This window comes from Metabacillus rhizosphaerae, assembly GCF_037201795.1.
Taxonomy (GTDB): Bacteria; Bacillota; Bacilli; order Bacillales; family Bacillaceae; genus Metabacillus; species Metabacillus rhizosphaerae.
The window spans coordinates 2,243,207-2,269,445 of sequence record NZ_CP147403.1; the positions used below are offsets into that span (position 1 = coordinate 2,243,207).

The following is a 26,239-nucleotide window of genomic DNA, read 5'->3' on the forward strand; positions in this document are numbered from 1 at the left end:
GTTCATTCTAAAAGTATAGTCTAAGTAGGAGGAGAAGAAGATGGAAATTCAAAAACCTTGGCTACATCATTATCCAGCAGAAGTCCCTCACGAAATAACCATTGATGAAAAACCGCTATACGAATATTTACAGCATGCCGCAGATGAATTCCCAACAAAAACAGCCATTCATTTCCTGGGGAAAGAACTTTCTTATTCTGAACTTTATAATCAGTCTCTCAAGCTAGCGAACTATTTACAATCGCTTGGCTTACAAAAAGGCGATCGTGTGTCTATAATGTTACCAAACTGTCCTCAAGCTGTTATTTCATACTATGGTGTACTATTTGCGGGTGGCGTCGTTGTTCAAACAAATCCACTTTATATGGAGAGAGAACTTGAATATCAGTTAAAAGATAGCGAGTCTACATTTATGGTAACCCTTGATTTATTATATCCGAAAGCTTCTAAAATGAAAGCGTTAACAAGTCTAAAGCATATAATCGTTACAAGTATAAAAGATTTTTTACCATTTCCTAAAAATCTTTTATACCCTTTTGTGCAAAAGAAGCAAAATCAAATAGTTGTAAAAGTTGAGCATCAAGGTGATACACATTTATTTAAGCAGATAATGTCTTTAGCTGAGCCAAAAGTAGATTTACCGGATATAAACCCTTCAGAGGATATTGCCTTACTTCAGTATACGGGAGGGACAACGGGTTTTCCGAAGGGAGTCATGCTCTCACATAAAAATATTGTTGCGAATACACAAATGTGTGCATCCTGGTTGTATAAATGTAGAAGAGGAGAAGAATCATTATTAGGAATCGTTCCATTTTTTCATGTTTATGGAATGACAATAGTAATGAATTTATCTGTAATGCAGGCATTTAAAATGATTCTCTTACCGAAATTTGATGCAACAGATACATTAAAAACAATTGGAAAATTAAAACCGACTCTTTTTCCAGGTGCTCCAACCATTTATATAGCATTATTAAATCATCCTGACATTCAAAAATATGATCTTTCATCCATTGATTGTTGTATTAGTGGTTCAGCACCACTTCCAGTTGAAGTCCAGGAACAATTTGAGAAGGTGACAGGTGGACGTCTTGTAGAAGGATACGGTTTATCAGAGGCGTCCCCAGTAACTCATGCAAACTTTTTATGGGATAAAAGAAAAACCGGGAGTGTAGGTGTTCCATGGCCAAGTACGGATGCAGCGATATTTTCGTATGAAAATGGTGGAGTCGCTGATACAAATGAGTTAGGGGAAATAATCATTCGTGGACCTCAAGTAATGAAGGGATACTGGAATAATAAAGAGGAAACCGAAGCTATCCTTAAAAATGGTTGGTTGCTTACAGGTGATATCGGCTATATGGATGAAGAAGGATTTTTCTACGTTGTTGATCGTAAAAAGGATATGATCATTGCTGGTGGGTATAATATTTATCCACGTGAAATAGAAGAAGTCCTATATGAGCATGAAAAAGTCCAAGAGGTAGTTGTTGCAGGTGTTCCAGATCCTTATCGAGGTGAAACGGTAAAGGCCTATATTGTGTTAAAGGAGCATCAAAATGCAACAACAGAGGAATTTAATGAATATGCACGGCAGCATCTTGCAGCGTACAAAGTACCTCGTATTTATGAGTTTAGAGACGAGTTACCAAAAACGGCAGTAGGAAAAATTTTGAGACGTGCATTAATAGAAGAGGAAAAAGAAAAATTAAAAGATGCGAAATGAACCGATTTTTATCCTTATAAACTTTATGCAAAGAGTTGGCAGGTGGACTCCTATTGAGTCCACCTCAAGTCTTACAATGAAAAAGAAGAAAAATGATAAAATGAGGCTTGACATAATGAAAAGGAAAAATTAAGATTAAATTATGAATGACTATTCATTCATTATCAGAAGGGGAGTCGACATTGAAACAGAAAAAACCAAAATATAAACAAATTATAGATGCAGCAGTTATTGTAATAGCTGAAAATGGCTATCATCAAGCACAGGTTTCAAAGATAGCAAAACAAGCGGGTGTTGCCGATGGGACAATCTATTTATACTTCAAAAACAAAGAAGATATACTTGTTTCGCTTTTTCAAGAAAAAATGGGAGTTTTCATCGAAAAAATAGAAGCTGAAATCCGCTCTGTGGAAACTGCAGCAGAGAAGTTATTTACATTAATTGAGACACATTTTTCATTGCTTGCTGAAGATCATCATTTAGCTATTGTTACACAGCTAGAGCTGAGACAATCGAATAAAGAATTACGTCTAAGAATTAATGAAGTGTTAAAAGGTTATTTCAATGTTGTTGATAAAATTATCACAGCAGGCAAGGAAACCGGTGAATTTAGAGAAGGCTTAGATCACCGTCTAGCAAGGCAAATGATTTTTGGTACTATTGATGAAACCGTCACAACATGGGTAATGAATGATCAAAAATACGATTTAACAAAACAAGCAAAACAGGTTCATGATTTATTTGTTTATGGATTTACTAAATCATAATGAAAGACTATCGGTAAAAAGAGAAAAACCTATACTAATGGAAGTACTTTTTCACCGATATTAAAACATACATTATACCAAACCCTTAGGTGTATGAAGGCGAGGGGTGAAGCAAGCTCACTTTACAGTTTTGCTTCCTTAGTCATTTTTAATACTTATCTTATTAGTAAAATGTGGCAAAGCGGGTCTTCCCGTTTCCTTCATAGAGGAAAAAATGTTACGAGGGGGTAACTAAATGGATTTTTTAACGCTTAAGAAGGAAAATTTCATCGCTGATATATCAATTAATCATGCACCAGCAAACGCATTATCTTCAAATGTCTTGAGGGAGCTTGCAACCTTACTTGATCAACTGGAAACAGATGAGGGTGTGAGAGTGATTGTTTTACATGGTGAAGGAAGATTTTTCTCTGCAGGGGCAGATATTAAGGAATTTGTTGGTGTTCCTTCAAGCAAAGAATTTTCTTCATTAGCTGAGCGCGGTCAGCAATTGTTTGAGCGAATTGAAACATTTAATAAGCCGATTATTGCCGCTATTCATGGTGCTGCATTAGGGGGCGGCTTAGAACTTGCGATGTCTTGCCATCTTAGGCTTGTTACAGAGGACGCAAAATTGGGTTTACCTGAATTACAGCTTGGTATTATTCCGGGCTTTGGTGGGACACAAAGATTACCAAAGTATGTTGGTACAGGGCGTGCATTAGAAATGATGCTAACAAGTGAACCGATCTCAGGGGCAGAAGCAGTGCAGCTCGGGCTAGCAAACCACTCCTATCCAGAAGAATCGTTAATAGAGGAAGCGAAAAAGCTAGCAGCTAAGTTTGCACAAAAAAGTCCACTTACTGTAAAAGCTGTTATTTCACTTCTAAATGCTGCAAAGACACCGGCATATGCGGCTGGTATTCAGCAGGAGGCAGGATGGTTTGGTGAAATTTTTGAAAGTGCTGATGCAAAAGAGGGGATTTCAGCTTTTATCGAAAAGAGAAAGCCGACTTTTACAGGAAAATAAGTCTTTGAGGTACTTACATCATTATCAAAAATGAAGGGGAAATTGTTTGTACTCAATTTTTTTATACAATTAACTGAGTTAAGTTTGTTTAACAGCGTACCTTCATAATAAAAGGCTGTTTTCGCAAACTTTGTTGCTTTTAAAATAGTATTGGGTTGGTTGATTGGCACTTCAGGATACTCGCTTTCCGTGGGGCGGGCGATGAGCCTCCTCAGCGCGAAGCGCCTGCGGGGTCTCATCTGTCCCGCTACTCCCACAGGAGTCTCGCATATCCGTTCCAATCAACCTAATCATTTTTGTTCAAAAACAACAATCTTTTAGAAAAGAGCCTAATAAAAATACTTAACGAAACATGGGGGAATGGGAAATGAATATCTTCGTAATGATGAAAAGAACATTTGATACGGAAGAAAAAATCTCTGTTCAAAATGGTCAAATTAATGAAGACGGTGCAGAATTTATCATTAATCCTTATGATGAATATGCAATTGAAGAAGCAATTCAATTACGTGATAAAAATGGCGGAGAGGTTATAGTGGTCACGATCGGTGGGGAAGATTCTGAAAAAGAATTACGTACCGCTTTAGCAATGGGTTGTGACAAAGCTGTGTTAATTAATACGGAAGATGATTTGGAAGATGGAGATCAATATACTACTTCTAAAATACTGGCAGAATATTTTAAGGAGCAAGATATAGACATCATCATAGGTGGAAATGTGGCAATTGATGGTGGTTCAGGGCAGGTAGGACCTCGTCTTGCGGAATTATTAGATATCGCTTATGTGACAACGATTACAAAACTGGATATTGATGGTGCTAAAGTAACAATTGTTCGTGATGTTGAAGGGGATTCAGAGGTTATTGAAGCAACTTTACCGTTATTAGTCACAGCGCAACAGGGATTAAATGAACCTCGTTATCCTTCATTACCAGGGATTATGAAAGCAAAGAAAAAGCCACTTGATGAGCTTGAATTAGATGATCTTGATATAGATGAAGATGATGTAGAGGCAAAAACGAAAACAATTGAAATCTACTTACCTCCGAAAAAAGAGGCTGGAAAAGTATTGCAAGGAGATCTTGATGATCAGGTTAAAGAATTAGTTTCACTTCTTCGGAACGAAGCAAAGGTTGTTTAAACAGGGAGAAAGCGGACAATTATTTGAACAGGGGGAAATAATCATGGCTAGAAAAGTACTTGTATTAGGTGAGGTTCGTGATCAAGCTTTACGTAATGTTTCATTTGAAGCAATTGCAGCAGGAAAAACAATTTCTGAAGGGGGAGAAGTTGTTGCGGTATTAGTGGGTGAGAACATCGGTTCATTATCATCAGAATTGATTCATTATGGTGCAGATCGAGTAGTGACGGTAGAGGATGCAAAGCTTAACACATATACACCAGATGGATACTCACAAGCAGTATTAGCTATTATTCAAGAAGAAAGACCAGAAGGAATCGTGTTCGGTCACACCGCACTAGGAAAAGATTTATCTCCTAAAATTGCCGCAAGATTAAACTCAGGATTAATTTCTGATACTACGGCAATTGAAGTGACAGGTGGAAATGTTGTATTCACTCGTCCAATCTATTCAGGAAAAGCATTTGAGAAAAAAATTGTTACTGGAGGAATTATTTTTGCCACAATTCGACCTAATAATATTACTCCACTAGCCAAAGATGAAGCACGAAGTGGAGATATAACCTCATTAGCAGTAACAATTAAAGATTTACGGACAATCGTAAAGGAAGTTGTACGGAAAGCTTCTGAAGGAGTTGATTTATCAGAAGCTAAGGTCGTTATAGCTGGTGGCCGAGGGGTGAAAAGTGAAAATGGCTTTGAACCTCTAAAAGAATTAGCAAATGTTTTAGGTGGTGCGGTTGGAGCATCTCGTGGCGCATGTGATGCGGACTACTGTGATTATTCGTTACAAATCGGCCAAACAGGTAAGGTTGTAACACCAGATCTATACATTGCATGTGGTATCTCAGGAGCAATCCAACACTTAGCTGGAATGTCAAACTCTAAAGTTATTGTTGCAATTAATAAAGATCCTGAAGCAAATATATTTAAAGTTGCTGACTACGGAATCGTAGGTGACCTATTTGAGGTAGTACCACTTTTAACAGAAGAGTTTAAAAAGCTAAAAATACATGCATAATTTCTAAAGCACGCAGGCCAGCGTGCTTTTCTTTTTAGTATCCATTACATAGCTAAGATTTTCATGAGAAAACAAACCATGTTTTGTTATAGAAACATTGGGAAAAGTATTAGTGAAGCATATTGTTAGCTTACTTTAAAAGTGAGTGCTATACTTTAAACATATTTTACCCTACAAATTAGGAGGAATTACAATGGCAATAACAAATGTAACAGATCAAACATTTTCAAATGAAACAAACGAAGGTGTCGTATTAGTAGATTTTTGGGCACCATGGTGCGGACCTTGTAAAATGATAGCTCCAGTTCTAGAAGAACTTGATTCAGATATGGGCGACAAAGTGAAAATTGTTAAGGTTGACGTTGACGAAAACCAAGAAACAGCTGGTAAATTCGGCGTTATGAGTATCCCAACATTACTAGTACTTAAAGATGGTGAAGTTGTTGATAAAGCTGTAGGATATCAACCAAAAGAAGCACTTGCTGAAGTAATAAACAAACATGTATAAAATTTTGGATTGACTTTTGTCAGTCCTTTTTTTATACCTCGAAAGTATCCATTTAGTGGAATATATTATTTCTCCTAAAGCTATGAGCTAAGTTTTAATAATGTATTCACTTTTCTTTAGCAACCAATAATTGCTCAGGAAATGATTGTATGTACTACGACTATTTAACATAGTACGAAAGTATCGAGACATGGTAAAATTAGTTTAGTTAATAATGGACAATAATCCGCTATTTTAATGCTACTCATTAATGTAGGGGATTACTGCCTATTTAAGAGGGTTAACTTTTAACATTTAGTAAGGAGTGTTTGCTATGAAGGATCAAATAAAGGAAAAGCTTGCACTTCTTCCTGATCAGCCTGGTTGCTATATTATGAAGGATCGCCAGGGGATAGTCATTTATGTAGGTAAAGCAAAAGTATTAAAAACAAGAGTTCGATCCTATTTTACAGGATCACATGACGGGAAAACATTACGATTGGTAAATGAAATTGTTAATTTTGAATATATCGTGACATCGTCCAACTTAGAAGCATTAATACTAGAATTAAATCTTATTAAAAAGTATGATCCGAAATATAATGTGATGTTAAAGGATGATAAAACTTATCCATTTATTAAAATTACGAGCGAGCGTCATCCACGATTACTCGTTACAAGACAGGTTAAAAAGGACAAAGGTAAATACTTTGGACCATACCCTAACGTTCTATCTGCTCGTGAAACAATTAAGCTTTTAGATCGATTATATCCGCTTAGAAAATGCTCCACATTACCTGATCGGGTATGTCTTTATTATCACATGGGACAATGCTTAGCTCCATGTGTAAATGATGTATCAGTCGAAACGAATCGTCATATAGTAGAGGAGATTTCAAAGTTTTTAAATGGTGGATATAAAAAGATAAAAGAAGAACTATCTGATAGAATGATGAAAGCCTCAGAGGAATTAGAATTTGAGCGTGCAAAAGAATTTCGAGATCAGATTCTCCATATTGAAGCTACGATGGAAAAGCAAAAAATGACATTAAATGATCATGTAGATCGTGACGTATTTGGCTATGCATATGATAAAGGGTGGATGTGTGTACAAGTCTTTTTTATTCGCCAAGGAAAGCTTATCGAAAGAGATGTATCAATGTTCCCAATATACGATAGCCCTGAACAGGAATTCTTAACGTTTTTAGGGCAATTTTATTCAAAAGCAAATCATTTTGTACCAAAGGAAATTTTATTACCTGATAGCATTGAATTTGATTTAGTTGAAAAGCTATTAGACGTGACTACTCTTCAACCTAAACGCGGCAAAAAGAAGGATTTAATTTTATTAGCTCATAAAAACGCAAAAATCGCTTTAAATGAAAAATTTTCTTTAATCGAAAGGGATGAAGAAAGAACAATTAAAGCTGTTGAAAATCTTGGAGATAAGCTTGGGATTCAAACTCCACTTCGTATAGAAGCCTTTGATAACTCAAATATCCAGGGGACAGACCCTGTATCTGCAATGGTTGTGTTCGAAGATGGAAAACCTGCAAAAAAACATTATCGTAAATATAAAATTAAAAGTGTTCAAGGTCCCGATGACTATGAATCGATGAGAGAAGTTGTGAGAAGACGTTATAGTCGTGTTCTGAAGGATGATCTTCCTTTACCGGATTTAGTAATCATTGATGGAGGGAAAGGACATTTAGCTGCTGCACAAGATGTATTGGAAAATGAATTAGCATTAGATATTCCTGTTGCAGGTCTTGTAAAGGATGATAAACATCGGACCTCTGAACTAATAATCGGTTCCCCTCCTGCATTTATCCAACTTGAGAGAAATAGTCAGGAATTTTATCTTTTACAAAGAATTCAGGATGAGGTCCATCGTTTTGCAATTACCTTCCATCGTCAATTGAGAGGTAAAAATGCACTCCAATCGATCTTAGATGATATTCCTGGTGTTGGTGCTCAAAGAAAGAAATCACTTCTTAAGCACTTCGGATCGTTAAAGAAGATGAAGGAAGCTAGTGTAGAACAATTTAAAGAAGCTGGTATGCCTGAAAATATTGCCAAGCTAATCTTTGATCATTTAAAAGATTAGACACTGTTAATTTTAAAGCGCATATTCTCATTTTGGTGTTTACTGATCGAGTAACCGTGAGGCAATAAATCACCCTATATTGTGCTTATTTGATAGTATTAAATAAGCCGCTTGCGCTTTTCTTAAAAGTTTGGTAAACTTTTAAATAATTTCATATTTGATCGTTAGTTTGTTAAATGATGGTAGAGGTGCGAATTTTAAGAGTAGCCTGTTTGAGGAGTATGGTCTCCAATGATAACTGGTGAAAGGAATGTTCGCCGAAGTGAGTAAAGCACCATTTGCTTTAGTTGCTGGTTTTACATTTAAGAGATGTAAAATTGTCAAGAAATCTATTTCTTGGAGAGCTATCTCATTGTAAGAAACGAAGTTTTTTTTCGTTTAGTAAGCAATGGGATGTTTTTCGTCTCATTGCTTTTTTATTTGCAGTCGAAGCTATCCAATCAGTACTAAACATTCTTGCATAGCACAAATGTTACTAATTGAATAGTTGCTCTAACCTTCTAGCAAACAGGGTTCGATCATGAAAATTAACAGAAGGGTGAGATTAATTTGGGTATTATCGTTCAAAAATTTGGTGGTACATCAGTTGGTACTGTTGAAAGAATCTTAAATGTAGCAAACCGTGTCATTCAAGAAAAAGAAAACGGGAATCAATTAGTTGTCGTTGTGTCAGCAATGGGGAAGTCAACCGATCAGCTTGTTGGTCTTGCAGGGCAAATTACTGAGAGACCTAGTAAGCGGGAAATGGATATGCTTCTTACAACCGGTGAACAAGTGACAATATCCTTGTTAGCAATGGCATTACAGGAAAAGGGACACGATGCTATTTCATTTACTGGTTGGCAAGCAGGAATTCAAACAGAAGCAAGACATGGCAATGCCAGAATTACAAATATAAACCCTGACGCGATAAAGAAAGAATTATGTGCCGGGAAAATTGTCATTGTTGCAGGCTTTCAGGGCTTTTCAGACGTCCAACAAATAACAACTCTTGGCAGAGGTGGCTCAGATACGACAGCAGTTGCTCTTGCAGCCGCCTTAAATGCTGATAAATGTGATATTTATACAGATGTAACAGGTGTATATACAACAGATCCAAGATATGTAAAAGGTGCTCGTAAGCTAGAAGCAATTTCATATGATGAAATGTTAGAGCTAGCTAATTTAGGAGCGGGTGTTCTACATCCAAGAGCAGTCGAATTTGCGAAGAATTACAGCATTCCATTAGAAGTTCGTTCGAGTATGGAAAATGAACGTGGTACGATCATTGAGGAGGAAACAAACATGGAGCAAAACTTAGTTGTGAGAGGGATTGCATTTGAAGATCAGGTAACAAGAGTCTCAGTTTTAGGGCTAAGAAATGAATTGACGACACTTTCTACTATTTTCTCAACTTTAGCTAAGCAGGGCTTAAATGTCGATATTATCATTCAAAGTACAACAAGTGACAATAAAACGTCGATCTCATTTTCTGTTAAAACAGGTGATCTTGAGGATACAATTTCAATCCTTGAGCAACATAAGTCTGTATTGAATTATGAAAAAATTGAATTTGAATCTGGTCTAGCAAAAGTATCAATTGTTGGTTCTGGTATGGTGTCAAACCCAGGTGTTGCTGCAGAAATGTTCGAAGTATTAGCTAACGAAGGAATCGAAATTAAGATGGTTAGCACATCTGAAATAAAAGTTTCAACAGTCTTGTCAGCCGAGGATATGGTGACAGCGGTTGATATTCTTCACAGTGCATTTGAACTTTCTAAAGAAGTTGCTAAGGTATAAAAATAAAAAAGAAAGAGGGTGACTAAATGTTTTTTGAGACATTGAGTCACCCTCTGTAGTTTTAACCTTTCCGAGCGCGGCGTTTCCCTATAGAAGGTTCTTCTAATATTTGGTCTTTTTGGTCCCATTGTGCTGTAAAAATCACTTTATTAGAACGTTTTTTTACTTGTTCGTATGTTTCGGTAATGTACTTGTTCATCGATTGTAGCTGTTCTGCAATAAAACCAGCTTCTAACTGAAATGTACATTCATTTGTCTTTTTTAATCTGATAGCAATGAGCTCTCCACCTAGCTCGAATTCCATCTCATTCTTTTTGTTCTGTAGTAAAGTGAGATTTCCCCATCCAGCAGCTTCAAAAAATGCGGATATTTCTTCGATTGATTGAACAGGATATCTACGAGCTAATCCTTTTCCAGCCCAATACAGCATTTGAGGATGATCAGACCCGAGTATATCTGGGAGCAAGACCTCTCTAAGTATTTCTAGTCCGAATGCTGGTGCTTGGATATCCTTTAATTCTTCGATATTAACGAGTACTAATTGTTTGTTCACGGAATTCCCCTCTTTCTATGGTTTATTATATAACAAGAAGTGTAGTGAAAAACATGTAATATTAAGTAAAAGAAGGTTGAAATTTTATTAATAGTAGGGGAACTTATGTTATTAAATTTAATATTTATTAATAATGATAGTTAAATAAAAAAGGTAACGTTGTTGAATTTAGACTATATTGATAAAATAAAATTAAAGGAAAGTAGGATTTGTCGAAAAATTAAAATTTATGAACACGTTTTCTTGACGCTCATACGTTATGGGAGTAAAATGTATTTGTTACATTTTATCTTTTGTAAGGTGGCAGAATTTGATTTTTGTCTACCTTTTAAAGCCCATTATGTTTTACATACAATCAATGGTGACCACTATTGATTAAAGTTTAACTTTATCAGGAAAAGATAATTAGGTGAAAAATGAAAAAGTTGAGTTAAAAACTGGGCGCAATATTGAAACTAGGGGGTAAGTTTAATGGCTGGAAACAGAGAGTTTGTGAATCGTAGACTGCACTCATTATTAGGGGTAATTCCTGTAGGCCTCTTTTTAATTCAGCATCTTGTTGTCAATCACTTTGCAACAAGAGGTGCAGAGGCATTTAACAAGGCAGCTCATTTTATGGAGATGCTTCCTTTTCGCTATGTATTAGAAGTGGTAATTATCTTTCTACCAATTTTATACCATGCAATTTACGGAGTTTACATTGCTTTTACAGCTAAAAACAATGTAAGTAATTATGGGTTTCTTCGCAACTGGCTATTTATGCTACAGCGTGTATCAGGTATAATTACATTCATTTTTATCGCTTGGCACGTTTGGGAAACTAGAATAGCAGCTGCACTTGGGGCACAGGTAAACTATGACATGATGGCTTCAATTTTAAGCAGTCCTTTTATGCTAGCATTCTATTTAATTGGAGTTATTTCAACCGTATTCCATTTTGCTAACGGATTATGGTCATTTGCTGTTAGTTGGGGAATTACCGTTACTCCACGCTCTCAATTGATATCTACCTATGTAACGCTTGCAATCTTTATAGCGTTATCAATTGTGGGAGTTCGAGCAATATTTGCATTCGTCTAATCCAGTAATAGCTATTAAAAGGAGTGGGCTTAATGAGTAAAAGTAAAATTATCGTTGTCGGAGGCGGATTAGCCGGTTTGATGGCTACTATGAAAGCCGCTGAAGCTGGCGTTCAAGTAGATTTATTTTCATTAGTACCTGTAAAACGTTCACATTCTGTATGTGCACAGGGTGGAATAAACGGTGCTGTAAATACGAAAGGTGAAGGAGATTCACCTTGGGAGCATTTTGATGACACAGTATACGGTGGAGACTTTTTAGCTAATCAACCGCCAGTTAAAGCATTGGCAGATGCAGCTCCATCAATCATTCACCTATTTGACCGATTGGGTGTTATGTTTAATCGTACTCCAGAAGGATTACTAGATTTCAGACGTTTTGGTGGCACTCAGTATCATCGGACAGCATTTGCTGGTGCAACAACAGGGCAGCAATTACTTTATGCACTAGACGAACAAGTTAGACGCTATGAAGTTGCTGGTCTTGTTACAAAATATGAAGGCTGGGAGTTTTTGGGTGCAGTAATTGATGACGACGGTGTTTGCCGTGGAATCACAGGTCAAAACCTTACTTCTATGCAAATTGAATCATTCCGTGCTGATGCTGTTATTATGGCAACAGGTGGACCTGGTATTATTTTTGGTAAATCAACAAATTCAATCATTAACACTGGTTCTGCTGCTTCCATTGTCTATCAACAAGGAGTTACCTATGCAAATGGTGAATTTATTCAAATTCATCCAACAGCAATCCCCGGTGATGATAAGCTCCGTCTTATGAGTGAATCAGCGCGTGGAGAAGGTGGACGAGTTTGGACGTATAAAGATGGAAAACCATGGTATTTCCTTGAAGAAAAATATCCTGCATATGGTAATCTAGTTCCACGTGATATTGCAACACGTGAAATCTTCGATGTTTGTGTGGAACAGAAGCTAGGTATTAACGGCGAAAACATGGTGTATTTAGATTTATCTCATAAAGATCCAAAAGAGCTTGATATTAAATTAGGTGGTATTATTGAAATCTATGAAAAATTCATGGGTGAAGATCCACGTAAAGTTCCAATGAAAATTTTCCCTGCTGTGCACTATTCTATGGGTGGACTATGGGTTGATTATGACCAAATGACAAATATTCCTGGATTATTTGCAGCTGGTGAGTGTGATTACTCTATGCACGGAGCAAATCGTTTAGGTGCAAACTCATTACTATCAGCAGTTTATGGTGGTATGGTTGCAGGTCCGAATGCAGTGAAGTATATCAAAGGTCTTGAAAAGAGTGCAGAGGATCTTTCATCATCTGTATTTGACGGACACGTGAAGCGAGAAGAAGAAAAGTGGAATAATATCATGAACTTAGATGGTAATGAAAATGCTTACGTTCTTCATAAGGAATTAGGAGAATGGATGACAGATAATGTTACTGTTGTTAGACACAATGATAAGCTACTTAAAACTGATGAGAAATTACAAGAGCTTATCGAACGCTTCGATAAAATTAATATTAACGACACAGCTAAATGGAGCAATCAGGGTGCAGCATTCACTCGTCAATTGAAAAACATGCTTCAATTATCACGTGTTATAACACTTGGTGCCTACAATCGTAACGAAAGTCGTGGCGCGCATTATAAACCAGAATTCCCTGAGAGAAATGATGAGGACTTCTTAAAAACAACTATGGCTACACATACGGGAGATCGTACAGCACCTGAATTTAACTATGATGATGTTGACGTATCATTAATTAAACCACGTAAACGTGATTATTCAAAAAGCAAAGAGGGGGATAAAAAATGAGCGAGAATAAAGTAGTTCAATTTATTATAACCCGTCAAGAATCACCAGAAGCAGCGCCTTATCAGGAAAAATTTGAAATTCCATATCGCCCGAATATGAACGTTATCTCAGCGCTTATGGAAATTCGTAGAAATCCTGTAAATGCGGAAGGGAAAGAAACAACTCCTATTAACTGGGATATGAACTGCTTGGAGGAAGTATGTGGAGCTTGTTCGATGGTAATAAATGGAAAGCCTCGTCAATCTTGTTCAGCGCTAGTTGATCAACTTGAACAGCCAATCCGCCTTGAACCAATGCGTACATTCCCTGTAGTACGTGACTTGCAAGTTGATCGGAAGCGCATGTTTGATTCACTTAAGAAGGTTAAAGCTTGGATTCCAGTTGATGGTACGTATGATTTAGGTCCTGGACCACGTATGCCTGAGAAAAAACGTCAATGGGCATATGAATTATCAAAATGTATGACATGTGGTGTGTGCTTAGAGGCTTGCCCAAATGTAAATAGTAAATCTAATTTCATTGGTCCTGCTCCTTTATCACAAGTCCGTTTGTTTAATGCTCATCCAACTGGTGAGATGAATAAATCAGAGCGTCTTGAAGCAATTATGGGTGATGGTGGTTTAGCGAACTGTGGAAATTCACAAAACTGCGTGCAGTCATGTCCAAAGGGGATTCCCTTGACAACATCAATCGCAGCATTAAATCGTGATACAACGATACAATCATTCCGTAATTTCTTTGGTAGTGACCAAGGTTAATTGTTTTATATGAAGAAGAGGCTGGGACAAAACCCACCTCTTAGATGAAAAAGCCGGTGAAATTTTACGACGAGTAAAATTTCACCGGCTTTGATTATTTTTTGAATAAAAAATAAGGACCACTTAAATAAAGTTACCACACAAAATTTCATCCGAAAGAAGGGTCCTTATGTTTAAAAATTATACCATGAATCAATTAGTTTTGCCTTTAGATTTAGAAGTAAAATTACAAAATAATGATATCGCCTTCCATGTCCATCATTTAGTTGAAAGTATCCCTCATGAAGCGTTCGAACCATTTCTTCGAAATGAGGGTTGTCCTGCCTATCATCCACGCATGATGCTTAAAATTATCTTATGTGCCTACACACAATCTGTCTTTTCAGGGCGCAAAATTGAAGCTTTATTAAATGATAGTATCCGTATGATGTGGTTAGCTCAAGGGTATGAACCAAGCTACCGTACAATCAACCGATTCCGTGTGCAACCTGAAGTGAAAGAAATAATTCGCCAATGTTTCGTCCAATTCCGTTGCCGATTAATCGAAGAAAAACTTATCGATCAAGAAGCGATTTTTATTGATGGTACAAAGATTGAAGCGAATGCGAATAAATTTACGTTTGTCTGGAAGAAATCAATTGAGAAATATCATCAAAGTTTAATTGAAAAGTCAAACCAGCTATACAATGAGCTACTTGAGAACGAAATCATACCTGAAATTGAGCGTGAAAGCGATGAGCAGTTATCATTAGAAGAGCTCACTCAATTGGTTCAAAAAGTGGACAATGTCGTAACCGCGTATGATAAACAAATTGAAGTATCATCAGACGTGACAGAACGAAAAGCCTTAAGAAATGAACGCAAATACCCGAAACAAGTCCGTAAACAGTTGATTGATTTTGTCTTACGAAAACAGAAATACCAACAAGACTTTGAAATCTTTGGCACTCGGAATAGCTATTCTAAAACAGATCCGGATGCAACATTTATGCGAATGAAAGATGATCATATGCAAAATGGACAATTGAAAGCTGGTTACAATGTACAAATCGCAACGGAAGGTCAATACTCGCTTGCCTATAGTTTATTTTCTAACCCAACAGATACGCGTACGTTAATTCCATTTCTAGATGAGATCGAGCAGCATTATTTCGAGTTACCGAAACACCTTGTCGCAGATGCAGGTTATGGTAGTGAACAAAACTTTAATGATATCCTTTCGAACAGAAAACGAGAAGCACTTATTACCTATAACATGTATTTGAAGGAACAAAAGAAAAAGTACAAACAAAACAAATTTAATCCCGACAACTGGCAGTATGATGAAGAAACAGATACATATACATGCCCTAATCAGAAACGTCTTGAATTTCAATATCATTCTGTCCGTAATGACCGTACAGGTTTCCAACGGAATTGCAAAATCTACGAGTGCGAAGACTGTTCGGGATGCCCATTCCGTTCATCATGTACAAAAGCAAAAGAAGGCAATAATCGAAAACTAATGGTGAATGAAAAATGGGAACAGCAAAAAGAATATGTAAGAGTGAAGCTTTCAGAAGAGGAAACGAGTGCCATCTATCGAAAACGCAAAATCGATGTGGAACCAGTTTTTGGATTCTTGAAGGCTAATTTGCGTTTCACTCGATTTTCTGTCCGAGGAAAATCGAGGGTAGAAAACGAAATGGGCCTTGCGTTAATGGCAGTGAATTTAAGAAAATTCACTGCCAGAAACTAAGGTAATAGAAGAATTTATACACAAAAATAGAGAAAGGTGAATTTGAGTACCCTCAAATTCACCTTTCTCATATCTGAAGCTAGTTATGTCCCAGCCTCTTTTTCTGTAAGATAAGGCATTACATTATTGGCTAGCTAAAACGTTAAATGATATTTATTGGCATTAGAAATATGTGTTGTGAAAAAAAGGAACATTTTGAAAAGTATTTCATATATTGACTGTTTTGACGAATCGTACAGAAATAGTTTTTCTTTTTCCTATCTAATAAAAATTAGATTTTCTAAAACAGATATGTTTGGACATATGAACAACACGGCTCTTTTTACATACTTTGAAGAAGGAGGATCTAATTTTTTAAGAAAATTGGCATATGCAAGCCTGGATGAGTTCAAATGGAGAAAAAATTCCAGTTGTTGCCAACTTGCAATGTGATTTTTACAACAAGGATTTTTTGGTGACGAAATCACCTTATGTGTGAAAATAAATCGAATTGGAACATCATCTGTTGATTTGCATTACTTAGGAATAAATCAAAACAGGGAGAGTCTTTTTGTAGGGCGAGGAACTGTCGTACAGATTGCAAAGCATACGGGCAAAAGTGTTCCGTGGTCTCAAGTAGATAAAAAGAGAATGCACGAATTAGAAGAACTAGTAAATTTGTAAAAAATAGACGTTGTTTAGGATATTTTCCTTCATCTTTCTGTCACAGTGGCCCTTGGAAACACATAGTATATGTTGACTAAATATATACCCATACGTTTGATCAGCTCTCACCTTAGCAAGGAGGGTTACAATACTTGAAAGAGAAAGAGTTTCAATCAAAGCCATTACTCACGAAAAGAGAGAGAGAAGTATTCGAATTGTTAGTTCAAGATAAGACAACAAAGGAGATTGCTAGCGAGCTCTTCATAAGCGAAAAAACGGTTCGGAACCATATCTCGAATGCGATGCAAAAGCTTGGTGTTAAGGGACGTTCTCAAGCGGTTGTTGAGCTCCTTAGAATGGGTGAACTAGAGCTCTAACCAATACCGGCTACCCTTTTCAGTAAGGAAGCCGGTTATTATTTATTTAGAAAAAATAGTAATGTATTACATAAAAACTAGCTGAATGAGAAAATATGAAACTTGCATTTTTAAAAGAAAACATGGAAAATATGTATTGATAAGCTCGTTTGTCTTAATAAGAAGCATATCATAACTAATTAGTGAGGATTTTAAGTGATGACAAATTATGCAAGTGTTAACGAACAAACCGTAGCTGATCTAGAAAAGGCGCTACGTCACATATCTGCTATTATAAAGCAAAAGGGCCGGGAAATATTAAACGATTATACCATCACTCCCCCTCAATTCGTTGCCTTACAATGGCTTTGGGAAAATGGGGACTTAACAATTGGTGAGCTTTCTAATAAAATGTACTTAGCGTGTAGTACAACGACAGATTTAGTAGATCGTATGGAAAAAAACCAATTAGTCTTAAGAGTGAAAGACCCAAAAGATCGAAGAGTTGTACGAATACATTTATTACAAGAGGGCGAACGTATTATTGAAGAAGTAATTGCTAAACGTCAACATTACTTAAAAGATATGCTCGTTACATTTGAAGAAAAAGAATTATCCATTTTGGAAAAATCGTTAATCAAGTTACAACATGAAATGAGAGAAGAATGAGGCGAATTATTTGAAAAGTCCAATCGGTGTCATTGATTCTGGCGTCGGCGGTTTAACAGTCGCAAAAGAAATAATGAGACAATTACCAAAAGAAGAAATTATCTATTTAGGGGATACAGCTCGGTGTCCTTATGGTCCTAGGCCTGCTGAAGAGGTACGTCGTTTCACGTGGGAATTAACAAATTACTTATTAGAAAATCATCATATAAAAATGCTAGTCATTGCTTGCAATACAGCCACAGCTATCGCTCTACATGAAATTCAAGAAAAAGTAAACATTCCTGTTATTGGAGTTATTTTTCCAGGAGCTAGAACGGCTGTAAAAGTAACGAAAAATGAACAAATCGGTGTTATTGGAACATTGAATACTATTAAAAGTGCTGCTTATGAAACAGCCCTTAAAACGCTAAATAATAATTTAACTGTAGAGAGCTTAGCATGCCCTAAATTTGTGCCACTAGTTGAAAGTGGTGAATATGAAGGGAAAGAAGCAGAGTTAATTGTTGAAGAATCATTAGCTTCTTTTAAAGATCTTAAAATAGACACGTTAATTCTCGGGTGCACACATTATCCAATTCTTCAGCATCATATCGAGAAATTTATGGGACAAGCGGTAAGAATTATTTGTTCTGGTGATGAAACTGCTAGAGAGGTTAGTACGATTCTATCGTTTAAAAAGGCTCTAAATCAATCTTCTGGTAAACGTGAGCATTTGTTCTTAACAACAGGACCTCAAAAATTATTTGAGAAAATTGCTACTAAATGGTTTGAACATCCTATTGATAATATTCGCACAATTTCATTGGATAATGTAGAGAATTTAAAAGCTTAAAAATCTTTAGAAACACGGTGTTTATGGACATCGTGTTTTATTTTGTATCAATTTATATATACGCCTTTTATTGTGAACTAAATTAAGCTTTTCCCATTTTAGAAAGTTTGTACAAATTTATATATACGCCTTAAAACAAATAATAGCTCGTATACATGAACTAAATACAAACTGCCTTTGGAGGGATTTTAGAAAGTGTCTACAAATTCAACAAACAGATTGCAATCACTGTCATTGCGTCATCCATGCTACTCTCTGGTTGTGGTTTATTCAATGCAGATCAAGCTACAAAAGAAATTGATCCACCTCAAGATGTGACGTTTAAAGAAGAGGGGGAACAGTTAGATTCGGAAGGTAAAGAAGTAGATGTAAAAGGTGAAGAAGCAGCTGAAAAGGTGACGAGTCAATTATACTTAATTGATAAAAATGGATTTGTTGTCCCTTATTCGATGAATCTCCCTGAAACGAAGAGTGTTGCAAAACAAGCTTTAGAATATTTAGTAGAAGGTGGACCAGTTTCTAATATTCTTCCTAATGGATTCAAAGCAGTTCTTCCACAGGACACACAGGTTTTAGGAGTGGATATTAAAGATGGAGTAGCAGTAGCTGACTTCTCTAAGGAATTTAATGCTTATAAAAAAGAGGATGAAGCAAAGATTTTACAAGCAATTACATGGACCTTAACTCAGTTTGACTCTGTAGAAAAAGTGAAAATATGGGTGAACGGCCATGAACAGAAAGAAATGCCTGTAAATGGTACACCAATTCAAGATGGTGTTACCCGTGATAGTGGGATCAACCTTGATTCAAGTGATGTAGTTGATATTACAAATACTCATCCGTTAACAGTTTATTACACTGCTGAATCAGATGGTCAACAGTACTTTGTACCAGTAACAAAGCGTGTTAGCAATACTGAAACAGATTCAATTGTTTCTGCTGTAGAAGAACTTGTTGAGGGTCCGACTGCTTCAACAAGTCTAATAAGTGACTTCCAAAATGGTGTTGAATTATTAAGTGCACCAAAATATGAAGATGGAAAAGTAACATTAGATTTTAACGAATCAATTTATGGAAGCTCTGATGAAGAACAAAAAATAATATCTTCTAATGTACTTCAATCTCTTGTATTGACATTAACTGAACAACAAGGAATTGAAAGTGTGGCTGTAACTGTCAATGGAAAAGCAGAATTAATAAATGAAAATGGAGAAAAGCTAACAGAACCTGTTACAAGACCTGCTAAAGTGAACACAGGTAGTTTTTAATAATAAGTTTTTGATATACTATAAAAAGGGTAAAAAGAGGTATGCTTCTAAAAGCTGCCTCTTCTTTCTTGTTTATACATAAAAAAAGTGGACTTTCATTGGAGGGAATTTGGAATGAGACATGATGGTCGAAGAGTAAATCAATTAAGAAAAATTGACATAGTAAAGGATTTTGTCATTCACCCAGAGGGTTCAGTATTAATTACCTTCGGAGAAACGAAGGTAATATGTAACGCAAGTATCGAAGACAGAGTACCTCATTTTATGCGTGGTGAAGGCAAAGGTTGGATTACTGCTGAGTATTCTATGCTCCCGAGAGCGACTAACCAACGCACGGTAAGAGAGTCCTCAAAAGGGAAGATCAGTGGTCGGACAATGGAAATACAACGGTTAATAGGTAGGGCATTACGTGCTGTTGTAGACCTAAAAGAATTAGGTGAAAGAACGATTTGGATCGACTGTGATGTCATACAAGCTGATGGCGGAACACGAACGGCATCGATTACAGGTGCATTTATTGCAATGACATTAGCTCTTGGAAAATTAGTAAATGGCGGTAAACTTAAGGTGTTACCTATTACAGATTATCTTGCTGCCGTTTCAGTTGGGGTTGACAAAGAGCATGGAGAGATCTTAGATTTAAATTATATTGAGGATTCAAGTGCCCAAGTAGACATGAATGTCATTATGACTTCACAAGGTAATCTTGTTGAGTTGCAGGGCACAGGGGAAGAATCAACATTCACAAGGCAACAATTGAACAGTATGCTTGATCTCGCTGAACAGGGAATTCAATCACTTGTTGAGCATCAGAAAGAGGCACTAGGGGATCTATCACTTATTGTGTCGGAAAACATGAAAAAGCAGGTTGGTACAAAGTGAAAGAGATAATTATTGCCACAAAAAATCAAGGGAAAGTAAAAGAATTTGAAGCATTGTTAGCTCCAATTGGTTTCCGTGTTCAATCACTTCTAGATTATCCTGATTCAATAGATGTAGAAGAGACAGGAAAGTCATTTGAAGAAAATGCAATATTAAAAGCAGAGGCAATTGCAATGCATTATCAGAGAATGACAATTGCAGATGATTCTGGATTAGCGATCGATTATCTAGGTGGTAAGCCGGGGATATTTTCTGCACGCTACGCAGGACCAGATAAAAATGATCAATCCAATATAAATAAAGTACTTGAAGACTTATCAGATGTACATGCTCTAGAGGACCGTTCTGCGAGGTTTATTTGTGCGTTAGCTATATCAATACCAGGTGAAAAAACAAAAACAGTTGTAGGTACATGTGAAGGGTATATCGCAACAGAGCCACAAGGGGAGAATGGGTTTGGTTATGACCCGATCTTCATATTAAAGAATAGAAATCAAACAATGGCAAACTTGACGAAAGAGGAAAAAAATCAGATTAGTCATCGTGCAGTGGCATTAAAAAAAGTAATAGAAGTCATCAAACACTCTTAAAATGGGGCGGCGTGTATAATGAAAGTTTTAATAATGAGTGATAGCCATGGCTTAACAACTGAAATAGATGACATTAAAAACCGTCATATCGATGAGGTTGATTATATGCTTCATTGTGGGGACTCTGAATTATCAGCTGAGAGTTCGGAGTTAATGGCATTTAAAGTTGTTAAAGGCAATTGTGATTTTGGTTCAAATTTGCCTGATGAGATAATTGAAGATCTTGGTGAAAATATTCTGTATATGACACATGGGCATTTATATAACGTTAAAGCAACATTAATGAATTTAAAATACCGAGCATTAGAGGTAAATGCGAAAGTTGCTTGTTATGGACACTCACATATTGCAGGTGCTGAGATCATTGATGGTGTTCTTTTTATTAATCCTGGTAGTATCAGGCTTCCAGTACTGCGAAGACAGAAAACGTATGCTATACTTGATATGGAAAATACATTAGCAAAGGTTACATTTTTTGAAGTTAATGGACAGAAACTTGAAGAAATTTCTCGGCAGTTTACGCTTGAATAGTAAATATGAGGGGGATCATTTCCCTCTTTAAGATAATTTCAAAAAAGTTAAGATAAGTTGTTGACTTTTACATCATTTGAAAATATAATAATAAATGTCGCTGATGATTATTGTGAAAATAACAAATTAAACACACAGTCAGTTGCTTAACTGAATAAAGTACTTAAATGTCCCAGTAGCTCAGCTGGATAGAGCATACGCCTTCTAAGCGTACGGTCGGGAGTTCGAATCTCTCCTGGGACGCCACTTATTACATACTCAACCTTTCATTACAAAATGAAAGGTTTTTTGTTTTCTTAAATACAATGAACTTTTTACTTTCTGAAATTTAATGGCTCAATCATCTGAAAAATATGGAAGATTACCTTACATGTTAGTACACAATGTAACATTTACCATGTAACATATACATAACGAAAGTTCACTATGATCTCTCGGACCTCATATCTTTTAAATGTTATAAAATTACAGGTTTTAGAATAACCTCCTCAGATACGAATTTTTATTTTCCGCAAAAAAAAAATAAAATTAGCCTTTCCATTTATATCAATAATGAAAGCGTATACAACAAAAATGATAAATCTAAATTATCAAATAATTCGTAAAACACTGTTGACACTTGCATTTATAGAGCGTAATATAAGTTCAAATAAAGTTACACGAACATTTAAAAAAGTGTAGAAAATTCGATCAAAAGTCTCAGAGTTTTCTATTCTCATATCGTAAAGCAGTGAAGAGGATAAGTAGTCTTTGGAAAAGTATTCAACAGAGAACCGGGGTAGCTGGAAGCCGGTGATACTCCCAAATGATGAACTCGCCTCTGAGTGTTAATCTGAATATTAGTAAGATTAACCGGGTCCCATTCTTCGGTACTCGTTATCAAAGTGAACAGTAAATCTGTTCGTAAGGTGGTCGCTTTTTGACCATGAAGAAGGGTGGTACCGCGAAAAAGTTTATTAACCTTTTTGCCCCTTTGACACACAAAGTTATGTGGAGTCTTATGAGGGGTGGGAAGGTTTTTTATATGCTGTTTTGTTAATACAATAACACGAAGGCTAGTAGCCTGCTAAGGGAGGAAAGAAAATGAGTACAAATGTACAGTTGAATAGCTCAACTGCCAAATGTACAAACACAATGTCAGGGTCATTAATGCTGATTGAAGCACTTAAACAGGAAAAAGTTGAAGTAATTTTCGGATATCCTGGTGGTGCTGTATTACCTATTTATGATAGCTTATACGATTCAGGTATGAACCACGTATTAACTCGACATGAACAAGGTGGTATACACGCAGCAGAAGGTTATGCACGCATCTCTGGTAAGCCTGGCGTTGTGATTGCTACATCTGGTCCAGGTGCTACAAATTTAGTTACTGGATTAACAGATGCGATGATTGACTCATTACCATTAGTAGTTTTTACAGGGCAGGTTGCTTCTAGTGTAATCGGTTCAGATGCTTTCCAAGAAGCTGATATTTTGGGGATCACAACTCCAATTACAAAACATAACTATCAAGTTCGTGAAGTAAGTGAACTCCCAAGAATTATTAAAGAAGCATTTCATATTGCGACAACAGGTAGACCTGGTCCAGTATTAATTGATATTCCTAAAGATATTGCGATTTTTGAAGGGGAATTTAGCTATGATATGCCTGTTAATCTACCAGGATATCAACCAAATAGTGAACCAAATTATTTACAAATTCGCAAATTAGTGGAAGCTGTAAGTAGAGCGAAAAAACCAGTCATTTTAGCAGGAGCAGGTGTTTTACACGCAAATGGATCCGAAGAGCTAATAAAATACGTAGAACAACAGCAAATACCTGTTGCAAACACGTTACTAGGCTTAGGGGGATTCCCAGCAGATCATTCTTTATTTTTAGGAATGGCTGGAATGCATGGTACTTATACAGCTAACATGGCTCTATATGACTGTGACTTACTGATCAGTATTGGGGCAAGGTTTGATGACCGAGTTACTGGTAACTTAGAGCATTTCGCGAAAAAAGCAACAGTTGCTCATATTGATATCGATCCTGCAGAGATTGGGAAGAATGTTCCAACTCAAATCCCTATCGTTGGTGATGCAAAGCTTGTTTTAGAGCAATTAATAAAACAAGACGGAAAACAAGGCGATAATAAGGAATGGAATGAACAACTTGCTAATAATAAGCAAGAATATCCATTGGTTTATAACGATAGTGATACAGAGTTAAAACCACAAAATATCTTAGAGCTTATTCACAAGTGGACAAAAGGTGAAGCAATCGTTACAACTGATGTAGGTCAGCATCAAATGTGGGCAGCCCAATATTATAACTTTAAAAATCCTAATAAATGGGTAACATCTGGAGGACTTGGAACAATGGGCTTTGGCCTACCAGCAGCAATTGGAGCACAATTAGCTGATCGAGAATCAACTGTAGTTGCAGTTTTAGGTGATGGTGGTTTCCAAATGACACTTCAAGAGCTTTCAGTCATTCATGAATTAAACTTACCTATTAAAGTTGTTATTTTAAATAACGGAGCTTTAGGTATGGTGAGACAGTGGCAAGAATTATTTTACGAAGAAAGATACTCTCATTCGAAATTCGTATCTCAACCAGATTTCGTTAAACTATCTGAAGCTTACGGTATTAAAAGTGCTCGTATTGAGAAAAGTGATGAAGGCTGGGAAGAGAAATTGAAAGAAGCTATCACTTCAGATGAACCAGTACTTTTAGATATACATGTTTGTAAGAATGAAAATGTCTATCCTATGGTAGCCTCTGGAAAAGGGTTGCATGAAATGGTAGGTGTTAAACTATGAAAAGAATCATCTCATTAACAGTTCTTAATCAAACTGGAGTTTTAAATAGAATCACAGGTTTATTTTCAAAAAGACATTTCAATATTGAGAGCATAACAGTAGGTCATGCTGAAACAGAAGGTGTTTCACGAATGACACTTGTTGTAAATGTTCAAGAAGAAAAAGAAGTCGAGCAAATCACGAAGCAATTGAATAAGCAAATTGATGTGATTAAGGTTACTGATATTACAGCACATTCAATTGTATCAAGAGAGCTGGCGTTAATTAAAGTAATGTCCACTCCAGCGACAAGAATGGAGCTTCAAGGACTGATTCAACCTTTCCGTGCTTCAGTCATTGATGTTAGCCGAGAAAGTGTTGTTGTTCAAGTAACAGGCGAACCTGAGAAAATTGAAGTTTTAATAGATTTATTGAAACCTTATGGAATCAAAGAAATTGCACGAACTGGAACCACAGCTTTCACTCGCGGAACTCAAAGATCTGTAAAAGAAGTTCCAATATCAATTGTATAAAAGTTAGCGATCTTACCTGAATAACACAGGTTTTAAGATTCATATATAAAGCAATTATCTTATTTAATTCTTACTACTATTTTAAGGGAGAGATTATACATGACAAAGGTATATTATAACGGAGACGTAAACGAAGCAGCATTACAAGGGAAAACAGTTGCAATCATTGGATATGGTTCACAAGGGCATGCGCACGCATTAAACTTAAAAGAAAGTGGAGTTAATGTCATTGTAGGTGTTCGTCAAGGTGGTTCTTTCAATAAAGCTGTTGAAGATGGTCATACAGTAGTATCGGTTGCTGAGGCAGCAGAGCAAGGCGATTTAGTAATGGTATTACTACCAGATGAGCAACAAGCGAAAGTATATCAAGAAGAAATTAAACCAGGCTTAGAAGCTGGAAACTCTTTAGTATTTGCTCACGGATTTAACGTGCATTTCAGCCAAATCGTACCTCCTGCAGATGTTGACGTATTCTTAGTTGCACCAAAAGGTCCAGGACATTTAGTAAGAAGAACATATGAAGAAGGTGCTGGTGTACCTGCATTATTCGCTATCTACCAAGATGTAACTGGTAACGCAAAAGAAACTGCTTTAGCATATGCAAAAGGTGTTGGCTCAGCACGTGCGGGTGTATTAGAAACTACATTTAAAGAAGAAACTGAAACAGATTTATTTGGAGAGCAAGCAGTACTATGTGGTGGTTTAACTTCATTAGTAAAAGCTGGTTTCGAAACATTAGTAGAAGCTGGATACCAACCTGAGGTTGCTTACTTTGAATGTTTACATGAATTAAAATTAATCGTTGACTTAATGTATGAAGATGGTATGGCTGGAATGAGATATTCAATTTCTGATACTGCACAATGGGGTGACTTCGTTTCAGGACCACGCGTAGTAGACAGCAGTTCTAAAGAAGCGATGAAAGAAGTTCTTAAAGATATCCAAACAGGTAAATTTGCAAAAGAGTGGATCTTAGAAAACCAAGCTAATCGTCCACAGTTTAATGCAATCAATAACAACGAAAATGAACACCAAATTGAAGTTGTAGGTAAAAAGCTTCGTGCTATGATGCCGTTCGTAAAATCTAAACAAATTAAGAAAGAAGCTGTGAGTGCGAAAAATTAACCTTTTTGTTACAACGCTCCGTGATGGCGAACAATCTAAAAAGGCTTAAACTC

23 protein-coding genes, 1 tRNA gene, 1 riboswitch and 1 other annotated feature are annotated in these 26,239 nt (G+C 36.4%); of the genes, 23 read left to right on the forward strand and 1 reads right to left on the reverse strand.

The features are described from left to right. Nucleotides 1–46: 46 nt before the first annotated feature. The 8 genes from WCV66_RS10895 (at nt 47) to WCV66_RS10930 (ending at nt 10,040) form a co-directional block, all read left to right on the forward strand. Nucleotides 47–1,729 carry an AMP-binding protein gene (locus WCV66_RS10895; RefSeq protein ID WP_413789664.1) on the forward strand — a complete coding sequence of 561 codons (1,683 nt, stop codon included), beginning with the start codon at nt 47–49 and terminating at the stop codon, nt 1,727–1,729. Nucleotides 1,730–1,911: 182 nt separating this feature from the next. Further along, the gene (locus WCV66_RS10900; RefSeq protein WP_338788963.1) at nt 1,912–2,496 is read left to right on the forward strand and encodes a TetR/AcrR family transcriptional regulator; all 585 of its coding nucleotides are present in this window, start codon (nt 1,912–1,914) and stop codon (nt 2,494–2,496) included. 235 nt (nt 2,497–2,731) lie between these two features. Beyond that, nucleotides 2,732–3,505, forward strand: coding sequence for an enoyl-CoA hydratase (locus tag WCV66_RS10905; RefSeq protein ID WP_338788964.1), 774 nt, complete (start codon nt 2,732–2,734; stop codon nt 3,503–3,505). A gap of 367 nt (nt 3,506–3,872) precedes the next feature. Next, entirely contained in the window at nt 3,873–4,646 is a 774-nt protein-coding gene (locus WCV66_RS10910) for an electron transfer flavoprotein subunit beta/FixA family protein (RefSeq protein WP_338788966.1), read from the forward strand. A gap of 43 nt (nt 4,647–4,689) precedes the next feature. Next, nucleotides 4,690–5,667: an electron transfer flavoprotein subunit alpha/FixB family protein gene (locus WCV66_RS10915; RefSeq protein WP_338788967.1), complete on the forward strand. Its 978-nt coding sequence runs from the start codon at nt 4,690–4,692 to the stop codon at nt 5,665–5,667. Nucleotides 5,668–5,860: 193 nt separating this feature from the next. Then, nucleotides 5,861–6,175, forward strand: a complete 315-nt coding sequence (gene trxA / locus WCV66_RS10920) for a thioredoxin (RefSeq protein WP_066334160.1) — start codon at nt 5,861–5,863, stop codon at nt 6,173–6,175. Nucleotides 6,176–6,488: 313 nt separating this feature from the next. After that, nucleotides 6,489–8,261, forward strand: coding sequence for an excinuclease ABC subunit UvrC (gene uvrC, locus WCV66_RS10925; protein WP_066334163.1), 1,773 nt, complete (start codon nt 6,489–6,491; stop codon nt 8,259–8,261). A 175-nt stretch (nt 8,262–8,436) separates the two neighbouring features. Next, a riboswitch (Lysine riboswitch) is annotated at nt 8,437–8,616 on the forward strand. Between the two features lie 194 nt (nt 8,617–8,810). Beyond that, complete coding sequence (locus WCV66_RS10930) at nt 8,811–10,040, forward strand: aspartate kinase (RefSeq protein ID WP_066334166.1); 1,230 nt, start codon at nt 8,811–8,813, stop codon at nt 10,038–10,040. 61 nt (nt 10,041–10,101) lie between these two features. Here WCV66_RS10930 and WCV66_RS10935 read toward each other — a convergent pair whose 3' ends face one another. Continuing rightward, nucleotides 10,102–10,593: a YslB family protein gene (locus WCV66_RS10935; protein ID WP_338788969.1), complete on the reverse strand. Its 492-nt coding sequence runs from the start codon at nt 10,591–10,593 to the stop codon at nt 10,102–10,104. Between the two features lie 471 nt (nt 10,594–11,064). Here WCV66_RS10935 and WCV66_RS10940 point away from each other — a divergent pair, with 471 nt between their 5' ends. The 15 genes from WCV66_RS10940 (at nt 11,065) to ilvC (ending at nt 26,186) form a co-directional block, all read left to right on the forward strand. Next, a complete protein-coding gene (locus WCV66_RS10940; RefSeq protein WP_066334172.1) occupies nt 11,065–11,673 on the forward strand; it encodes a succinate dehydrogenase cytochrome b558 subunit in 609 nt (202 codons plus the stop codon). A gap of 32 nt (nt 11,674–11,705) precedes the next feature. After that, the gene (gene sdhA, locus WCV66_RS10945; RefSeq protein WP_066334174.1) at nt 11,706–13,472 is read left to right on the forward strand and encodes a succinate dehydrogenase flavoprotein subunit; all 1,767 of its coding nucleotides are present in this window, start codon (nt 11,706–11,708) and stop codon (nt 13,470–13,472) included. Continuing rightward, on the forward strand, nt 13,469–14,230 hold the full coding sequence (sdhB, locus tag WCV66_RS10950) for a succinate dehydrogenase iron-sulfur subunit (RefSeq protein ID WP_066334177.1): 762 nt from the start codon (nt 13,469–13,471) through the stop codon (nt 14,228–14,230). Before sdhA ends, sdhB begins: the two co-directional genes overlap by 4 nt. 169 nt (nt 14,231–14,399) lie before the next feature. Further along, nucleotides 14,400–15,968: an IS1182 family transposase gene (locus WCV66_RS10955; protein WP_338787021.1), complete on the forward strand. Its 1,569-nt coding sequence runs from the start codon at nt 14,400–14,402 to the stop codon at nt 15,966–15,968. 797 nt (nt 15,969–16,765) lie between these two features. Next, entirely contained in the window at nt 16,766–16,990 is a 225-nt protein-coding gene (gene gerE, locus WCV66_RS10960; protein WP_003184172.1) for a spore germination transcription factor GerE, read from the forward strand. A 198-nt stretch (nt 16,991–17,188) separates the two neighbouring features. After that, the gene (locus WCV66_RS10965; protein ID WP_066334180.1) at nt 17,189–17,638 is read left to right on the forward strand and encodes a MarR family winged helix-turn-helix transcriptional regulator; all 450 of its coding nucleotides are present in this window, start codon (nt 17,189–17,191) and stop codon (nt 17,636–17,638) included. A 10-nt stretch (nt 17,639–17,648) separates the two neighbouring features. Next, nucleotides 17,649–18,470: a glutamate racemase gene (racE, locus tag WCV66_RS10970; RefSeq protein ID WP_338788970.1), complete on the forward strand. Its 822-nt coding sequence runs from the start codon at nt 17,649–17,651 to the stop codon at nt 18,468–18,470. A gap of 245 nt (nt 18,471–18,715) precedes the next feature. Further along, nucleotides 18,716–19,738: a GerMN domain-containing protein gene (locus WCV66_RS10975; protein WP_338788971.1), complete on the forward strand. Its 1,023-nt coding sequence runs from the start codon at nt 18,716–18,718 to the stop codon at nt 19,736–19,738. A 114-nt stretch (nt 19,739–19,852) separates the two neighbouring features. Further along, nucleotides 19,853–20,620 (forward strand): ribonuclease PH, encoded by a 768-nt coding sequence (gene rph / locus WCV66_RS10980; RefSeq protein ID WP_066334191.1) that lies wholly within the window; start codon nt 19,853–19,855, stop codon nt 20,618–20,620. After that, on the forward strand, nt 20,617–21,210 hold the full coding sequence (locus WCV66_RS10985) for an XTP/dITP diphosphatase (protein WP_066334194.1): 594 nt from the start codon (nt 20,617–20,619) through the stop codon (nt 21,208–21,210). The genes rph and WCV66_RS10985 overlap by 4 nt, the downstream gene beginning before the upstream one ends. An 18-nt stretch (nt 21,211–21,228) precedes the next feature. Continuing rightward, nucleotides 21,229–21,741, forward strand: coding sequence for a metallophosphoesterase family protein (locus tag WCV66_RS10990; protein ID WP_066334196.1), 513 nt, complete (start codon nt 21,229–21,231; stop codon nt 21,739–21,741). Between the two features lie 169 nt (nt 21,742–21,910). Continuing rightward, a tRNA-Arg gene (locus tag WCV66_RS10995) sits at nt 21,911–21,987 on the forward strand. Nucleotides 21,988–22,462: 475 nt separating this feature from the next. Next, nucleotides 22,463–22,717: a binding site (T-box leader), on the forward strand. Nucleotides 22,718–22,824: 107 nt separating this feature from the next. Next, nucleotides 22,825–24,549: an acetolactate synthase large subunit gene (gene ilvB, locus WCV66_RS11000; protein WP_066334198.1), complete on the forward strand. Its 1,725-nt coding sequence runs from the start codon at nt 22,825–22,827 to the stop codon at nt 24,547–24,549. Then, entirely contained in the window at nt 24,546–25,061 is a 516-nt protein-coding gene (ilvN, locus tag WCV66_RS11005; RefSeq protein WP_066334201.1) for an acetolactate synthase small subunit, read from the forward strand. Before ilvB ends, ilvN begins: the two co-directional genes overlap by 4 nt. A 99-nt stretch (nt 25,062–25,160) precedes the next feature. Then, nucleotides 25,161–26,186: a ketol-acid reductoisomerase gene (gene ilvC / locus WCV66_RS11010; protein ID WP_338788973.1), complete on the forward strand. Its 1,026-nt coding sequence runs from the start codon at nt 25,161–25,163 to the stop codon at nt 26,184–26,186. The last annotated feature ends 53 nt before the right edge of the window (nt 26,187–26,239 follow it).